Origin of the sequence: Ruegeria sp. HKCCSA071 (assembly GCF_017872555.1) — a bacterium.
Classification (GTDB): domain Bacteria; phylum Pseudomonadota; class Alphaproteobacteria; order Rhodobacterales; family Rhodobacteraceae; genus Ruegeria.
This window is the reverse complement of sequence record NZ_JAEDOX010000023.1, coordinates 1-15,460: the sequence shown is the minus strand read 5'-3', so window position 1 is coordinate 15,460 and position 15,460 is coordinate 1. Positions and strand designations below refer to the sequence as shown.

14 protein-coding genes are annotated in these 15,460 nt (G+C 54.8%); 6 read left to right on the top strand and 8 right to left on the bottom strand.

Annotation, left to right across the window (positions count from 1 at the left end; genetic code table 11):
* Window positions 1-28: 28 nt before the first annotated feature.
* Window positions 29-382 carry a HutD family protein gene (locus I9188_RS19985; RefSeq protein WP_209508295.1) on the bottom strand — a complete coding sequence of 118 codons (354 nt, stop codon included), beginning with the start codon at window positions 380-382 and terminating at the stop codon, window positions 29-31.
* A 67-nt stretch (window positions 383-449) separates the two neighbouring features.
* Between I9188_RS19985 and I9188_RS19980 the strand changes: the two genes are divergently transcribed.
* Complete coding sequence (locus I9188_RS19980) at window positions 450-1,151, top strand: GntR family transcriptional regulator (protein WP_209508294.1); 702 nt, start codon at window positions 450-452, stop codon at window positions 1,149-1,151.
* A gap of 73 nt (window positions 1,152-1,224) precedes the next feature.
* Here I9188_RS19980 and I9188_RS19975 read toward each other — a convergent pair whose 3' ends face one another.
* The 4 genes from I9188_RS19975 to I9188_RS19960 are packed head-to-tail and all read right to left on the bottom strand — an operon-like array spanning window position 1,225 to window position 5,219.
* Window positions 1,225-1,551, bottom strand: coding sequence for a cytochrome C oxidase subunit IV family protein (locus tag I9188_RS19975; RefSeq protein WP_245220760.1), 327 nt, complete (start codon window positions 1,549-1,551; stop codon window positions 1,225-1,227).
* On the bottom strand, window positions 1,544-2,176 hold the full coding sequence (locus I9188_RS19970; protein WP_209508293.1) for a cytochrome c oxidase subunit 3: 633 nt from the start codon (window positions 2,174-2,176) through the stop codon (window positions 1,544-1,546). Before I9188_RS19970 ends, I9188_RS19975 begins: the two co-directional genes overlap by 8 nt.
* Window positions 2,173-4,263 (bottom strand): cbb3-type cytochrome c oxidase subunit I, encoded by a 2,091-nt coding sequence (locus I9188_RS19965; protein ID WP_209508292.1) that lies wholly within the window; start codon window positions 4,261-4,263, stop codon window positions 2,173-2,175. Before I9188_RS19965 ends, I9188_RS19970 begins: the two co-directional genes overlap by 4 nt.
* Complete coding sequence (locus tag I9188_RS19960; protein ID WP_348540361.1) at window positions 4,260-5,219, bottom strand: cytochrome ubiquinol oxidase subunit II; 960 nt, start codon at window positions 5,217-5,219, stop codon at window positions 4,260-4,262. Before I9188_RS19960 ends, I9188_RS19965 begins: the two co-directional genes overlap by 4 nt.
* Before the next feature lie 186 nt (window positions 5,220-5,405).
* Here I9188_RS19960 and I9188_RS19955 point away from each other — a divergent pair, with 186 nt between their 5' ends.
* From I9188_RS19955 to I9188_RS19935, 5 genes are all read left to right on the top strand, one after another.
* A complete protein-coding gene (locus tag I9188_RS19955; RefSeq protein WP_209508290.1) occupies window positions 5,406-6,641 on the top strand; it encodes a lytic murein transglycosylase in 1,236 nt (411 codons plus the stop codon).
* A 636-nt stretch (window positions 6,642-7,277) separates the two neighbouring features.
* A complete protein-coding gene (locus I9188_RS19950) occupies window positions 7,278-8,171 on the top strand; it encodes a UTP--glucose-1-phosphate uridylyltransferase (protein WP_209508289.1) in 894 nt (297 codons plus the stop codon).
* A 71-nt stretch (window positions 8,172-8,242) separates the two neighbouring features.
* Entirely contained in the window at window positions 8,243-9,682 is a 1,440-nt protein-coding gene (locus tag I9188_RS19945; RefSeq protein ID WP_209508288.1) for a mannose-1-phosphate guanylyltransferase/mannose-6-phosphate isomerase, read from the top strand.
* A 176-nt stretch (window positions 9,683-9,858) separates the two neighbouring features.
* Window positions 9,859-10,923 (top strand): DUF2793 domain-containing protein, encoded by a 1,065-nt coding sequence (locus I9188_RS19940; RefSeq protein WP_245220759.1) that lies wholly within the window; start codon window positions 9,859-9,861, stop codon window positions 10,921-10,923.
* Window positions 10,924-11,304: 381 nt separating this feature from the next.
* A complete protein-coding gene (locus tag I9188_RS19935; RefSeq protein WP_209508286.1) occupies window positions 11,305-12,609 on the top strand; it encodes a UDP-glucose/GDP-mannose dehydrogenase family protein in 1,305 nt (434 codons plus the stop codon).
* A 42-nt stretch (window positions 12,610-12,651) separates the two neighbouring features.
* Here the strand turns inward: I9188_RS19935 and I9188_RS19930 are convergent, their stop codons facing one another.
* Genes I9188_RS19930 through I9188_RS19920 form a run of 3 tightly spaced genes read right to left on the bottom strand, consistent with a single transcriptional unit; the run spans window position 12,652 to window position 15,033 of the window.
* Window positions 12,652-13,728: a helix-turn-helix domain-containing protein gene (locus I9188_RS19930; protein WP_245220758.1), complete on the bottom strand. Its 1,077-nt coding sequence runs from the start codon at window positions 13,726-13,728 to the stop codon at window positions 12,652-12,654.
* 46 nt (window positions 13,729-13,774) lie between these two features.
* Window positions 13,775-14,512 (bottom strand): hypothetical protein, encoded by a 738-nt coding sequence (locus tag I9188_RS19925; RefSeq protein ID WP_209508284.1) that lies wholly within the window; start codon window positions 14,510-14,512, stop codon window positions 13,775-13,777.
* On the bottom strand, window positions 14,509-15,033 hold the full coding sequence (locus I9188_RS19920) for an RNA polymerase sigma factor (protein ID WP_245220757.1): 525 nt from the start codon (window positions 15,031-15,033) through the stop codon (window positions 14,509-14,511). Before I9188_RS19920 ends, I9188_RS19925 begins: the two co-directional genes overlap by 4 nt.
* Window positions 15,034-15,460 lie beyond the last annotated feature (427 nt).

Sequence of the window (15,460 nt, the reverse complement as noted above, 5' to 3'; positions counted from 1 at the left end):
CTTTCGGCTGAATTACACCGGCAGCTATTCACTCTCTGTGTTCTTGAGCGTCAATGGTCAAAGTTTGCAACAGATCCCACGGCCCGCCCAACAGTCGCGCATTCAGCGCGAGCGCCCCGTCGAACGAAACCGGCAGGAACGGTCGCGCTGGTAAAACACCACTATCACTCAGCAAATCAAGCCCGGTCCCTTCGATGATCGTGTGTACGCGCGACATCCCTGGAAATCGGGAAAATGGCCCATCCCGATCGATCCGGGCCACACTGATACGCCAGACGACGTGCTTACCGACCCGCTTCGCGGCAAGTTCGGTTGTTACCCCGCCACCATTGGCCCATGGCGTAACCGCGAAATCCTGCAATCTGATAAGGTTCTGGGTCAAATTCTTTGCATCTCGCCGTTAACCTAGACATAATACTAATAAGTTTGGAAAATATAGTGAGTACAATGTGAACGAGCAGAAAAACGTCGGCTTCCAGGATATCCGCGATGAAGTTCTGAATCGTATCCAGACCAGAATTTGGCCGCAAGGCAGCCTGCTGCCCACCGAACTGGAGCTGGCCGCCGAGTTCGGCTGCGCCCGCGCGACTGTCAATCGAGCTCTGCGTGAACTTGCTGATCAGGGTATTGTAACACGCAAACGCAAAGGCGGCACACGTGTGGTTACAACACCGGTCAAACAGGCCAGATTGCCGATCGCGGTAGTCCGTCAAACCATTGAAGATATGAATGCAGAATACCGGTATGCGTTGGTCAGCCGTACACTGATTGATTGCCCGGCATGGCTACAAGCCAAACTCGGGCTGCCCGAGGGTACGCAAATTCTGCATTTGCGCTGTATGCACCATGCAGACAATCGCCCCTTCCAGTACGAGGAACGATGGATCAATACAGCCGCGGTACCGCACGTCATGGATGAAGACTTTCTGTCCACCGGTCCAAACGAATGGTTGCTGGCCGAGGTTCCTTTTTCGAACGCGGAAATTGCATTCTCAGCTATTCCGGCAACCGGTCCGCTTCAGGACTTTCTTTCTGTTCCGCCCGGAACACCTTTGTTCCAGTTGGAGCGGACAACGTGGTTTCGCAATACCCCAGTCACTTTCGTACGAATGACCTTTCATCAGGGTTATCAAATGCGGACAACGTACTGAGGCTTTTTCCGCTATTGGTGGTCCTGCCGAAAGCCAAATCTCGACCCGCTACTCCGCTTGTCTCAAATAGGCACTACATCAAGTGCATGTGCATTCGGGTGGCCAAATTGCCAAGAACCCAGACGGTGCCAAGGATCATTATCATCAGAACCAGTGTTGAAAACAGCACTAGGTGCAGATCTTCACGGCTGCTGCGCCGGCGGTCGATATGCAGGAAGTAGACAAGCTGCAACACAAGCTGTGCCAATCCAAGCAACCCGATGGTCAGGTAAACACCAACCGTTTCAATCCCATAAACCTGTGCCACGCCAAACATTGCCAAGGTCAGCAACAGCGAGCCACCATACCCAATCACATAGCGCCGACGCTCGCGACGATGCATTTCAGAGCGCCTATCCATAGGTCAGACCTCCGAAATACACGATTGTAATGATCCCAATCCAGATCAGATCGAGAAAATGCCAGAACAACGCCAGCCGCACCACGCGCGAGATAACCACGTCGGTCATGCCCTTGACGCGCAGCTGAATACCCAAAACGATCAGCCAAAGGCATCCTGTCGCAACGTGCAGACCATGCATCGGGACCAACCCAAAAAAGGCTGACAGAAATCCGCTGCGCTGTGGAATGCCACCTTTTTCCGCCATGGCCATGAAGTCACGCACTTCCAGCACCAGAAAACTAAGGCCCAGAACAAGCGTGACGCCAAACCACAAGACAATGCGACCGCGCGGCAGATTGTACTTCAGCGCCAGCATCGCAAGACCAACTGTCAGGCTGCTGGTCAGCAGTATCAGGGTCTGCGCAAAGACACTTTTCAGATCAAACAGCTCGTGCGGGCCGGGGCCACCTGCCTGCGCATCGATCATCGTTATGTAAATCGCAAACATCAGGCCAAAATAGACCAGATCGCTCATCAAGAAGACCCAGAACCCAAAGGTGACAACCTCGGTCGCCTTGTGGGCGCTGGCGTGATGTTCCCCAAGATTGATACCGGGATAGCTGTGAGTGGGCGCGCGCTTCATGTCGCAACCTCCAGATCCGGGCGGGCAAGGCCGCGGTTTTCCGGAGAAGTTTCAAAGTCGCGATCAACTGCGGCTTCGCTGTGGACCAACGCCAGCCAGGCTTCGTAATCCCTTCGCACCTCTTCCGCGGGGATGGTGAGTTCTGTACTGTCATCGAATGTCCAGATGATCACCGCAAGGATCATCAAAACCGTCATTATCGCTGCAAGCCACCAGATCCACCAGACCAGCGCAAACATCCATATGCCACTGAGAACGCACAGGACGAAGCCAATTCCTGTGTTTCGGGGCAATTCAATATCTTCATAAGCGTCTGGTGTCGGATAGGCCGTTCCTTTTGCCTTCTGTGCCGTGAATTCATCCCGATCCGTAACCTTGGGGATTATCGCAAAGTTGTAAGCCGGAGGCGGTGAAGGGATAGACCATTCCAATGTACGACCATCCCAGGGATCCCCAACAGGAACGCGGGTTTGGGCACGGTCACGAATGCTGACCCATAGCTGGATCAGGACCGAGAACAACCCACAGGTAATAACAATCGCTCCGATGATGGCTACGATCATGAAAGGGTGGAAAGACGGATCGCTATAGCTGAAAGACCGGCGCGGCATGCCCAACAGCCCGACGAAATAGAGCGGCATGAATGTCAGCAAAAACCCCCCGGTCCAGCAAAAAACAGAAACCCGGCCCCAGAATTCGTTCAGTCGAAATCCAAATGCCTTGGGGAACCAGTAATTGTATGCCGCCAACAACCCGAACAACACGCCAGGCAATAACGCGTTGTGGAAGTGAGCCACCAAAAACAGCGTATTGTGAACCTGGTAGTCTACGGTTGGATTTGCCAGAATCACACCGCTCAGGCCGCCGATGGCAAACAGAATCAAAAATGACAGCCCATAAAGCATAGGCACCGAGAACCTAATGCGCCCCCGCCACAACGTCGCCATCCAGTCATAGACTTTCACACCGGTTGGGATGGCAATCAGCATGGTCGCGATACCAAACACCGCGTTGATCAGCGCGCTTTGACCCATGGTAAAAAAGTGGTGCAGCCAAACCGTGAACGACAGCACTGCAATCGACATGGTCGCAATGACAAGCGAGTTGTAGCCATAAAGCCGTTTGGCCGAGAAGGTCGCAAACACCTCGGAATAGATGCCGTAGGCAGGCAGCACCAACAGGTAAACCTCGGGGTGGCCGAACAGCCAGAACAGATTGGCATAGTTCATCATGTTGCCGCCGAGGTCGTTTGTGAAAAAGTGAAAATCAAGATAGCGATCAGCGGCAAGCATCAGCGCGGCGACACCCAAGGGCGGCATGGCAAAGACGATCAGGATCGAACTGCAAATGATTGTCCAGCAATACATGGGCAGCCGCATGAACGTCATGCCCGGAGCGCGCAACTTGTAGATCGTAACGGCAAAATTGATACCGGTCAGCGAGGTGCCAATGCCCGAAACTACGATGGCCCAGATCCAGTAATCCGGCCCAACGCCGGGATTGAACGCCGCGCCGGTATACGGTGGATATGCTGTCCAGCCGCCGGTCGAAAACTCTCCAACCACCAGCGACACCATCAGCATCATGCCTGCTGAAACCGTAAGACCCAGACTAATCTGGTTTAGTCGCGGGAACGCCACATCACGCGCGCCGATCATCAGCGGGACAATGTAATTCGCAACACCAAAGACAAAGGGAACGGCAACAAAGAAGACCATGATTGTGCCGTGGGTGCTGAAAAGTTCGGCAAAGTGTTCCGCTTCGAGGAAGCCGTCGCCGGGCCCGGAAGCCTGCTGCGCGCGCATGACAACGCCTTCAAGGACTCCGCGTGCCAGCATCACGATGGCAAAGACGATATACATGATACCGATCTTCTTGTGATCGACGCTAGTCAGCCAATCGCGCCACAGGGGTGTCCACAGACGAAACCAGCTCAGCAATCCTACGACAACCACAACGCCAAAAATCACAACAGCTGCGGCTGTATTGGCCACGATCTCATTTGTATTTGGGTTCTGGATCAACCCGGCAATCGGAAAAGCGTCCCAATTCAGACGCCCGAAGAAACCTGTCTTGGTAGGCGTCATTTTTGCGCCTCCTGCCCAAATGATGCAGTTCCAGGCTGTAGATCGATCGGCAAAGGCTGACCGCTGTGGTAACGGCTCAGGATATTCCGGAACAGGCCGTCTTCTATTGAGAAGTAGAGCGCATCATCCGGCATCCGAGATGTTCCCAAAGCGGCCTGAACCTCATCCCTGTCGGTCCGCATGGCCAAATTCCGATAAGTTGCCGCATCGAGTTGGATGCTGTTGTTACGCACTTCTTCGACCCAAGTGTCGAAATCCTCACCACTCATTGCGATGGTGCGGAACTTCTGCTTGGTAAAGCCCCGTCCGTTGTACTGAGTGTTTTCACCTTGCATCACTTCCGGCGCATCCGCGACAAGATGTAACTGGGTGGTCATGCCCGGCATCGCATAAATCTGTCCAGCCAGCGCGGGTATTAAAAACGACTGCATCACGGTATCGGTTGTCAGCGTCAATGCAACTTGCCGCTTTGTCGGAATTCCGAACTCTCCCACAGTGGCGATCCCGAGATCGGGGTACAGAAACAGCCATTTCCAATCCAGACCGACAACCTGAACCCGCAGCGCCGGGTCTTCACCAAATGGTGCCGAATACGGGTCAAGCCGATGCGTCGCCTTCCAAAGATAAAAAGACAGCAGGGCCACGATTATGACAGGTACGCCCCACATGACAAATTCCAGCTTGGCCGAGAAATCCCAATCCGGTGCGTAAGGCGCAATGCGGTTGCTTCGGCGGCGATACCGAAATGCTATTACCGGGACCAGCACCACTACCGGGATAACGGCCAGCAGGATCAATGCGGTCGCCCGAAGCAAATGCGTTTTCTGAACTGCCGCTATCGGGCCTTGCGGGTCCAAAAAGCTGTCGCTGGCCAAAGCTGGTTGCACCGAAGCGATCAACAGGAACACAGCGGCGAGCCTGAGCAAGGATGGATTGGACGAAACGACTTGTGCCACAGCTGACTGTCCTCTCCTCATCTCGATCCCATCCAACTATCGGCAAGTGGGTGAATTTTCTCAAGAGTTATTCCGAACCAGGGATTGCCATCCTCAACTTTCTTTCAACTTTGGGTGTAAACGGCGACGGGTCGCGCGGCATCTTCCCGTTGACTTGCGAGGCCAGTCGGGACAGATAAATCGTCAATGCGTACTTTGCTGTTCACTTTAGGATTGATCCTTCTGTCCCAGACAACACTGGCACAGGATCGTGCAGCAATTGAACGCCAGTTTCAGTCGTGGTTGTTGGAGACTATCTGGCCGCAGGCGCAGGCCAAAGGTGTTTCGCGCAACACACTGCAACAGGCATTTTCCGGTGTTACTCTGAACTGGGACCTGCCTGACCTGGTTCCGCCCGGACAAAAACACAAAACGCCCAAGGCGCAAAAACAAGCCGAATTTGGCTCGCCCAGCCGGTATTTCAATCCGGGGTCAATTCAGGGTGCAACGTCTGTCGGGCGCAGGATGGCGAGGCAACATTCTGCGATTCTTGCGAAAGTCGAAAACAATACAGGCGTTCCTGCTCGTATCATTCTGGCAATCTGGGGCAGAGAAAGCGGCTATGGGCAGGTGCCAATCCGCCATGATGCGTTCAGGGTTCTGTCGACCAAGGCATTCATGAGCACACGCGCGGACTACTTCACGACCGAGCTTATCGCAGCTCTGCAAATCGCGGAAGCAGGGCCCCTGCCAGCCCGGCAAATGAAAAGCAGTTGGGCAGGCGCGTTAGGACAACCCCAATTCATGCCATCAAGCTATTTGGCATACGCCGCAGATGGCAACGGCGATGGACAGTTCGATATCTGGGGGTCATCCGATGATACAATCACATCGATTGGCAACTACCTGAAACAGCACGGCTGGGTCGCCGGGCGTGACTGGGGCTTCGAAGTGTCTGTGCCAGCAACCGTATCATGTGCATTGGAAGGACCTGATCAGGGGCGGTCAATCCAGCAATGGGAAGCGATGGGCATAAACCGGGTCTCGGGTAAACCTTATCCAGCTCACGAGCTGAAGGGTGCAGGTTACCTGATGATGCCAGCCGGACGATTTGGTCCTGCTTTTCTTGTCACTCCCAATTTTTACGTTCTTAAGGAATACAACAAAAGCGATCTGTATGCTTTGTTCGTGGGCCATGTCGGTGACAGAATCCAATTTGGAAGCGGCGATTTTAAAGGACAATGGGGCAAGGTCGGTGGCTTGTACCGTTCTGACATCGCAAAGATGCAGGGCGCGCTGGAAAGCTTGGGGTACGATGTCGGAGGCGTTGACGGTTTGCCAGGTTTCAAAACCCGCCGATCAATAGGCAGATGGCAGGAAGCGACGGGTCTTGCACCTACCTGTTTTCCTGAAATCTCGATGAAAACAAAACTGGCCCGATAAGGCAACAAGCATGCATTGAACGGTCTCTGGTAACTTGCCGGAGCGTCTTACCGCCGGTCGCAACAGACCGTCATTAACATCAATCTTTGTGGTTGCGATTGTATTGTTGCTCAATCGAAAACTAACTTGATGCGTCAGACCATGTGTTTCCATGAAGCTCGGATGTTTGCCGACGGGTTGCGTGTGCCATTCAGACACGCCGCTTGCGACTAAGCGAGCCGTGTTAATTTCAAATGCACAGTCCTTGCCAACTGAGTTCTTTTTTTGACCGCGCAGCCCAAAACTTCTCGTTATAACAATGCGATATGCCCATCCAATGTAAGGTACGCGGGACTCCGTCCGGGGACTTTTTAAGTCAACTGACGCTGCTCCAAACACATCAACTTTCCGTGATCGACAAATCGTCGCCAGATTTTTGGCACAGAGTTGTAACGGAAGGGTCTCTGGGAACTGTGGTTCAGTCCTTGTATACAGGAAACAATAGAGTCGGCTTTTGACTCATCTGGACCGAGATGGCACGAGTTGGTCAATTACAGTCGGCACACCGGGCATGATTGATTGACACGGTTTTGAAGACTAAGAGGACATTCCGGATGTTTTTTGCTTTGCCGGCCAAGTTTTGTTTTGAGAGGCACCATGACACGTAAAGTCACCAAAGCAGTTTTTCCAGTGGCGGGAATGGGAACCCGGTTTTTGCCGGCAACCAAATCCGTTCCGAAAGAGATCATGACGTTGGTGGATCGCCCGCTGGTGCAATATGCAATCGACGAAGCCCGCGCCGCTGGGATCAAAGAGTTCATCTTTGTGACGTCTCGCGGGAAATCCGCGCTTGAAGATTACTTTGACCATAACCTCGTCCTCGAACAGGAGCTAATGGCCAAAGGTAAAAACAAGCTTCTCGATATCCTGAACAAGACCAATATGGAAAGCGGCGCGATAGCCTATATCCGCCAACACAAAGCCTTGGGGTTGGGCCACGCCGTTTGGTGCGCGCGCCGCTTGATAGGCGATGAACCTTTTGCCGTAATGCTGCCTGACGATGTGATTGCTGCAGACAAACCATGTCTGCAACAAATGGTTGAAGCCTATGAAGAAACAGGCGGCAACATGGTGGCAACGATGGAAGTTCCGCCAGAAAAGACAAGTTCGTATGGCGTGCTGGATGTTGTCGACAGTATTGGCCCGGTCATTCCAGCCAAGGGTATGGTTGAAAAGCCTGAGCCGTCGAAAGCGCCATCCAAGCTGGCAGTTATCGGTCGCTATATTCTCCGACCTTCCGTGCTGAACAACCTGAACGCAATGAAAACCGGAAGTGGTGGTGAAATCCAACTGACTGATGCAATCGCCGAGGATATCGCATCCGGTGTGCCTGTATTTGGATACAAGTTCGACGGGCAGCGTTTCGACTGCGGCTCAAAATCCGGTTTTCTGCAAGCGACCGTTTCCTTTGCCCTTGCCCGTGACGACCTGCGTGATGACCTGAGCCAATATCTGAATGACATTGTGGCAACTGGAAAAGCGGCCCAGTAGCCACGGGATCTTTCAGTCTACAAAAATAATTGAACAATATCGTTGGTCATCAGCAATTCAGGGGCACGTGTATGAACAGTACGGTCTATCCAGTCATCCTGTGTGGTGGTTCAGGAACGCGTTTGTGGCCCCTGTCGCGCAAAAGCTATCCCAAGCAATTCGTTCCACTTGTCGGCAAAACCAGTCTTTTGCAAGATTGTGCTGACCGGATGTTGGGACCCTCTCATGCACCCTATGCCAAACCAATGGTTCTCACCAACGAAGCCTTTCGGTTTATTGTCCCTGAACAGTTAACCACCGTGGGGATCGACCCCGGTCCGATCCTGATTGAGCCTGAAGGGCGCAACACGGCCCCTGCCGTACTGGCGGCGGCGCTCTACCTCGCCTCACGTGATCCGGATGCCATCATGCTGGTTGCACCTTCCGATCATGTGCTTCCAAACAAGGCGGCTTTTCATCAGGCCATCGCCGAAGGCACGCGCGCAATTGCCGAACGAGGCGATCTGGTGACATTTGGTATCACGCCCACTCGGCCCGAAACCGGGTATGGCTACTTAAAGCTGAACGACGCCCTAGACGCGTCCGGGGGTGCAGTTCGCCTGGATCGGTTCGTGGAGAAACCGGATCTGGATGCGGCGCAGGCGATGGTGAAAGATGGCAGTTACCTGTGGAATTCCGGCATCTTCCTGTTTGCGGCACGTGACATCGTTGCCGCATATGAAAAATTCGCAAGCACCCTTGTTGCACCTGTCCAAAAGGCCGTCGACAACGCAAAGACAGATTTGGGGTTCCTGAGATTGGATCCTTCGGCTTGGGCTGACGTCGATGACATCTCGATCGACTATGCGGTCATGGAAAAAGCTCCCAACCTCAGCGTGGTTCCGTATTCCGCTGGTTGGTCGGATGTTGGCAGTTGGACGGCTGTTCAAGAATTGTCAAACCCTGATGAAAACGGCATCGCGACAAATGGGGAAGTAACCACAATCGACTGCCGCAACGTTCTGATACGATCAGAATCGCCAGCTCAGGAAGTGGTGGCAATGGGGCTTGAGAACGTTATCGCAGTTGCGATGCCGGATGCTGTGCTGGTTGCTAGCATGGACAAAGCCCAGGACGTCAAGCAGGCTGTCGCTGCCTTAAAGGCAAAAGGGGCCAAACAGGCAGATACGCTTCCGGTCGATCACCGCCCCTGGGGCTGGTTTGAGAGCCTCGTGATCGGTGACAGATTTCAGGTCAAACGAATCCATGTACATCCTGGCGCGGCGCTCAGTCTGCAGTCCCATCACCATCGGTCCGAGCATTGGATTGTGGTTGAAGGCACCGCCAAGGTTACAGTCGATGATCAGGAACGGCTGGTCAGCGAAAACCAGTCTGTCTATATCCCGCTGGGTGCCGTGCACCGGATGGAGAACCCCGGCAAAGTGCCCATGGTTCTGATCGAAGTTCAGACAGGCACCTACTTGGGCGAAGATGACATCATACGGTACGAAGACATTTATGCCCGAGATTAAGCAGCGACAAAGTTCTCCATAGGCCATACTCGGGTCGGCTTGTCCCCGGAGTTACTTGGGTTAATAGATCATTTCCTGTGCGGTCGGCCAGGTCAGACCGGATTGACGCGCCTTACGGCAGGGTGGCGCGCAACCGACTTCCGGACCGACAGCCACAGGAGGACCCCCCCGTGTCAATGACCTCACCCAGATTGCGCCTGCCTTTTCTACAACCTTCGCAGGCTCAAAAACACGTTACTCACAATGAAGCACTGCGGCAGCTTGATCTGGTCGTGCAGCTGACAGTGCGAACGACCAATGCCAGCACTCCGCCCGTAGTCCCCGAGCAGGGCGATGTCTATGCTCTGGGCGTCACCCCCACTGGGGACTGGGCCGGACATGCAGGAGAGCTTGCCGCATGGCTGGACAACGCCTGGCATTTCTTGACCCCGTATGCGGGCTGGCGCGCCTGGGACGAGACCACTGGTGAACTGAAATTCTGGAATGGGTCTGATTGGCTACCCTTGCCCGTCAATACACAGAACCTGGACGGTATTGGGGTGGCAACAAGCTCAGACCTTACGAATCGCTTGTCTGTCCGAAGCCCAGCCTCGCTTCTGAGCCATGAGGGCGGCGGGCATCAGCTGAAGATCAACAAGGCGGGTGCGAGCGATACGGCATCGCTGGTGTTTCAGTCGAACTGGACCGGCCACGCTGAAATGGGGTTATCCGGAAGTACGGGGTTTTCAATCAAAGTGTCCCCAGACGGAGGATCCTGGACGGAAGCTTTGACTTTTGACCCCGCGACCGGAACAGCGGCTGGTGCAGCTGTTCAGGGCGATGCGACGGATACCACTCCGGGTCGACTTATGCGTGCAGACTACGGTTATGGGCCGGGCAACCTTCTGGGGGCGGTATCGGAAGTTGGCGGTACACCAACCGGTGCGGTCATAGAGCGCGGAAGTAATGCCAATGGCGATTTTACGCGTTTTGCCGATGGAACCCTGATTTGCACCGCCGCGTTGTTGCCTGTCGCTTGCACGACCGCTGAAGGCGCATTATTCGCAAGCGCTGCAATAACGTGGGACTACCCAGCGCCATTTTCCTCTGCGCCCTGCATTAGTGGCAGCGCTGGAGCTAATAATCGTTTCATCGGGTTTGATGGGCCCGGAAACACTCAAGCCTCGTGCAAAGCTCTCTCCGCAACTTCGGATACAGCAGCTTTTTCACCAAGTGTCATCGCCATAGGGCGCTGGTTCTGAGTGCAGCTGCCGCCTGAACTGTGGTTCGGACGGTTTTTTGTGTAGTCGAGCCATTTCCTTAGCAATCGCCGATTCCATTGGACCCACCGAAGACGCCGAACTCCGGGCGAAAAAGCAGGCAGCGCGACACCACACGCCTGATGGCTGTTTACTTCAGACCCATGCCCAGAATTGTGTCTTTTTAGCTGACAATGGCCGTGATTCAACAGGTTCTGCGCAGCACGACGGATTGAAAAACCTCTGTTTCAGTACTTATTGCCTCTAAAACAACAAGAAAACATGGGAACTCAGCAGCCATACCTGTAAATCATTGAAACCGGCGCTGGATTCTTCGATTGTGCCCGCGCCGTTGATAGTAATTGGTAAAAAAGGATTTGGCAGATGCGCATTGCAATGATCGGCACCGGGTATGTGGGCCTTGTGTCCGGCGTGTGTTTTTCGGACTTCGGTCATGATGTGATTTGCGTTGATAAGGCTGAGCAGAAAATCGATATGCTCAAAGCCGGACAGGTGCCTATTTATGAACCGGGTCTTGACGTGCTGATGGCGCGAAACGTCGCGGCTGGCCGCCTGAGCTTCACAACCGATCTTGCAGCCGCAGTAGACGGCGCCGATGCTGTCTTTATTGCTGTCGGAACGCCAACCCGGCGTGGAGACGGCCATGCGGATCTGACTTATGTGATGGCAGCGGCGGAAGAAATCGCTCAGGCTGTCACCGGGTATACCGTTATCGTCACAAAATCGACTGTGCCCGTCGGAACAAACAGGAATGTGTGGGAAACAGTCAAGGCCGCCAACCCCCAGGCCGAATTTGACGTGGCTTCGAACCCTGAATTCCTTCGCGAAGGCGCGGCAATCGACGATTTCATGCGCCCGGATCGCGTCGTGGTCGGCGTTGAAAATGACCGCGCGGCCGAAGTGATGGCAGAAATATACCGCCCTCTGTATCTGCGCGACTTCCCGATCCTGACCACCGATCTGGAAAGCGCGGAGATGATAAAATACGCCGCCAACGCGTTTTTGGCGACCAAGATCACCTTCATCAATGAAATCGCCGGGCTATGCGAAAAAGTTGGTGCGGATGTTAAAGAAGTCTCGCGTGGCATTGGCCTTGACGGGCGGATTGGCAACAAATTCCTGCATGCAGGACCTGGCTACGGTGGTTCATGTTTTCCAAAAGACACGGCCGCGTTGGCCCGGATCGGGCAGGACCACGCGCATCCAATGCAGATCACCGAGACCGTCATCCGCGTGAATGACGAAATCAAGAAACGGATGATCGAGAAAATTCGTGACGCATGTGACGATCATTTCAACGGCAAAACCGTGGCGGTTCTGGGTGTCACATTCAAACCCAATACGGACGATATGCGCGACGCGCCATCGCTGTCCATCGTCCCCGCCCTGATAGGCGGAGGCGCAAAGGTGCGTGTTGTTGACCCACAGGGAAAATCTGAAGGAGAGGCGCTTTTGCCGGGCGTCGAATGGTGCGACGATCCGTATATCGCCGCGCGGGGCGCGGATGTTGTTGTGCTGCTGACGGAATGGAATGAATTCCGCGCGCTGAACCTTTCCGAAATTGCGGCGTCAATGAAATCAGCCAGGATGGTCGACCTGCGCAACATCTACTCGAAAACTACAGCGCTGAAATCGGGGTTCGAAACCTACGTCGGTGTTGGACGCTGAAAGCACCCGTCCAATCTTACCGTTTCGCAAGTAGTTGACGGATCATAATGCGGCTGTCCAAACCCGGTAGCGGCCTTGTCCGGTGACCTCGCGCACTAGGCCTCTCCGGGTGAACAGGTCAAAGTTCCGCTGAACCGCTGCGCGGGAAGAATTGGTAAGTTCTTCTGCAAGTGGGGCCGAGACCATCGGCCACGCCGCCAGAGCATCAATCAGACGCGGGGGGGTGCGACCGCTCAGATCCTGCGTCGCGTCGCGGGCCTTACCCTCCCAGACACTGATCCTGTCGAGGTGCAGCAAAGCCGCAAGAACAGCTTGCCCGGAGCCCTGTATCCAAGACCCTAACTTTTCCGTCGGCCCACCTGTTCCGCGCAACGCACCCGGACCAGACAACGCCAGAGGCATGAACATTGCGCCACCCCGCCCCATCGAAGCCGCGTGCCGCGCTGCGATGATTGCCGCCTCGGTGTCTTGTCCGACCCCCTGCGAAACCGCTCGCCATGCATGAAACGCGATGGCCGATTGTGTCACCGGGTGCAGCCTTTCAGCATTCCGCATGACTTCGGCCAGATCAACGATCGCCTCAGGCGTCGCATCGGCCCCCTGAGCCAGACGGTCGAGAAACGCGGTCAACCCGCTTTCCCACCCGCCTGTCGCAGGGCCCGCGCCTGAGCTCAGACGGCGCACGGCCCAACCTGCCCGAAACAGCGCCTGCACGTCATCGTGGGTCGCGCCGATCCTCAGACCCGTCCACAAAGCTAGGCGGTCCACGCTGACCCGATCCCCTGTCCACCACCCCAGATCGGACGTTTCCATAAGTGCCAAACGATGCGTCCACCCCTCAGGCCCCGAACGCAGCCGCTCATCCAGAGCGCCAAAGGTCAGGGCAAGATCAGCAAGCTCTGCCGACAATTCTGATTGTGCTAAATACCAATCGCGCGGATCGAATAACGGGCGCTGATCCGATCGGGGACCAGGCAAAAAGAAATCTTCCTCCACGTCCTGGTCCGGAGGCAAAAACCAAGGGTCATCCTCTTCTGCCGGATCACCATCATAGATGCTGGCTGGGCCAAGATCATCGACCTCGTCTTCTGGAAGGGGCGTGGTTTTCTTCGGCGTCATACCCGGCATTCTTTGGGCATTTGCAACAGTTCACAAGGGTTTTCCATCAGCCCGAGAATGTGCGGGTCAATACTTCCAGTTCGGCGCTTAAATCCGTCTGCGGGGAACTGCCCAACAGCATATATCCATAGCCGCCCTGCTCCCACTTTGCAGTTGCCAAACCGCTCAACACCGTATGTTGAACTTCGGTATTTGCGGCATTCGGTCCCTGGCGAATGACACAGAAGGCAAGTGGTTGACCCTGATCGTCGGCAAAAACCACTTGGATCAAGGGCTTGCCTTTGAATGAAAGAACCTGCGCCCGCTTCAGCTCCAACCCTGGCAACGCTTCCAGTGTTTCCTGATTCAGCGATCGTCCCAGCTCGGCTTCGGCCATTGCAAATTGCTTGGTCAGCGACGCTTCTGAACTGTCCAGCGATGCAATCGTTTCCGGCACGTAAAGTGATTGATAGATCGCGGCCTGCTGGGCCCAGCTTAAGTCTGCTGGCCGGGTGGCCCAGAAGGTTACGGCGACGGCTGCAAACGCCGCGCTGGCAGCTACCACAACGAGACGCAGAAACCCGTCATTGGCGGGCCGCGTCGTTTTTTCCGGAAGGTCCACCTTCGGCGCTTCAGCGGGCAGGTTCACAAAAACATCCCGAACAGCAGGCGCAAACGGGTCCAGCGCCATCAGACGATGTTCCAGCGCAGCGTCATCTACAACCGCAGCCTCAATAACGCGGGTCTGAGCCTCATCCAGGCTGCCTTCCAGATATGCTAACAGCGTCTCGTCGGAAAACGTCATTTGCCACTCCGTCGCGCGGTGTCCGCTGCATCAACCTGCATCACAGTTTTAAGTTTCTGCCGGGCATTCGAAAGCCGGCTCATGATCGTGCCGATTGGAACCTCCAACAAGGCGGCGGCTTCGCGGTAACTGTACCCCTCAACGAAGACGAGCATAACCGTTTCGCGCTGTGCCTCTGGCAACTGCATCACTTGAGTAAACACTTCAGCCGCAAAAATATTCGTTTCCGTGTCCGGTCCCGTTGCAACCAGATCCGCTTCGGGGGTCACCGACAGCGCCTGCGCGCGCCTAACCGACCGCGAACGCAGCTCGTTCAGCCAGATCGACCGGCAGATTGTCATCAACCAGCTATCCAAACGGTTGTGCGACGTCACCTGATGATGTCGTTCAAGCGCGCGCAAACATGTGGCCTGTAACAAATCATCGGCTACATCCGAGGCACCCGATAATGCCAGCGCAAACCGCCAGACACGCTTCGAATGCGTCTGAACCGCATCGCGGACGGCTTGTTCAGAAGTCATCTCAGCTCTCATCGAATGATCGCGACCTGCTTGTGTTTCTAAATTGCGGACCGGACCCGCAAGGGCAGAATTGCCATGTTTGGCCGTGAAATGAAACGAAACTCCTGTTCAAAACAGTCACATTTGCGTCTGTAATTGTTGCAGCGCCTATTTCAGCAACCGGTTGGGTATTGGATGCCAGTCATTTGCGACAGTTGTTTTGGTTTTGACCAATGACATGTTGCTCGAAAGAACAGGAGCCACAGCCTTTTTCGATTTTAGGTTCATGTTTGGTTTAGTTTTTTGGTTTTGGTTGCGGGTTTGTTTGTGAGGTCTTATTTAGCGTGTTTGGATGTTGGGATGGGTTGGTCTGCCGCAGGGTTGCATCTGTCCTTTAGGCGCGGCGGGATATGGGGTATCTGGGCGTGCGCACCGTTTCACGGATTTG

Coding starts and splice junctions, on each gene's coding strand:
- I9188_RS19975 (WP_245220760.1), bottom strand. CDS start 1,551: ATGGATAGGCGCTCTGAAATGCATCGTCGCGAGCGTCGGCGCTATGTG.
- I9188_RS19970 (WP_209508293.1), bottom strand. CDS start 2,176: ATGAAGCGCGCGCCCACTCACAGCTATCCCGGTATCAATCTTGGGGAA.
- I9188_RS19965 (WP_209508292.1), bottom strand. CDS start 4,263: ATGACGCCTACCAAGACAGGTTTCTTCGGGCGTCTGAATTGGGACGCT.
- I9188_RS19955 (WP_209508290.1), top strand. CDS start 5,406: ATGCGTACTTTGCTGTTCACTTTAGGATTGATCCTTCTGTCCCAGACA.
- I9188_RS19950 (WP_209508289.1), top strand. CDS start 7,278: ATGACACGTAAAGTCACCAAAGCAGTTTTTCCAGTGGCGGGAATGGGA.
- I9188_RS19945 (WP_209508288.1), top strand. CDS start 8,243: ATGAACAGTACGGTCTATCCAGTCATCCTGTGTGGTGGTTCAGGAACG.
- I9188_RS19940 (WP_245220759.1), top strand. CDS start 9,859: ATGACCTCACCCAGATTGCGCCTGCCTTTTCTACAACCTTCGCAGGCT.
- I9188_RS19935 (WP_209508286.1), top strand. CDS start 11,305: ATGCGCATTGCAATGATCGGCACCGGGTATGTGGGCCTTGTGTCCGGC.
- I9188_RS19930 (WP_245220758.1), bottom strand. CDS start 13,728: ATGACGCCGAAGAAAACCACGCCCCTTCCAGAAGACGAGGTCGATGAT.
- I9188_RS19925 (WP_209508284.1), bottom strand. CDS start 14,512: ATGACGTTTTCCGACGAGACGCTGTTAGCATATCTGGAAGGCAGCCTG.
- I9188_RS19920 (WP_245220757.1), bottom strand. CDS start 15,033: ATGACTTCTGAACAAGCCGTCCGCGATGCGGTTCAGACGCATTCGAAG.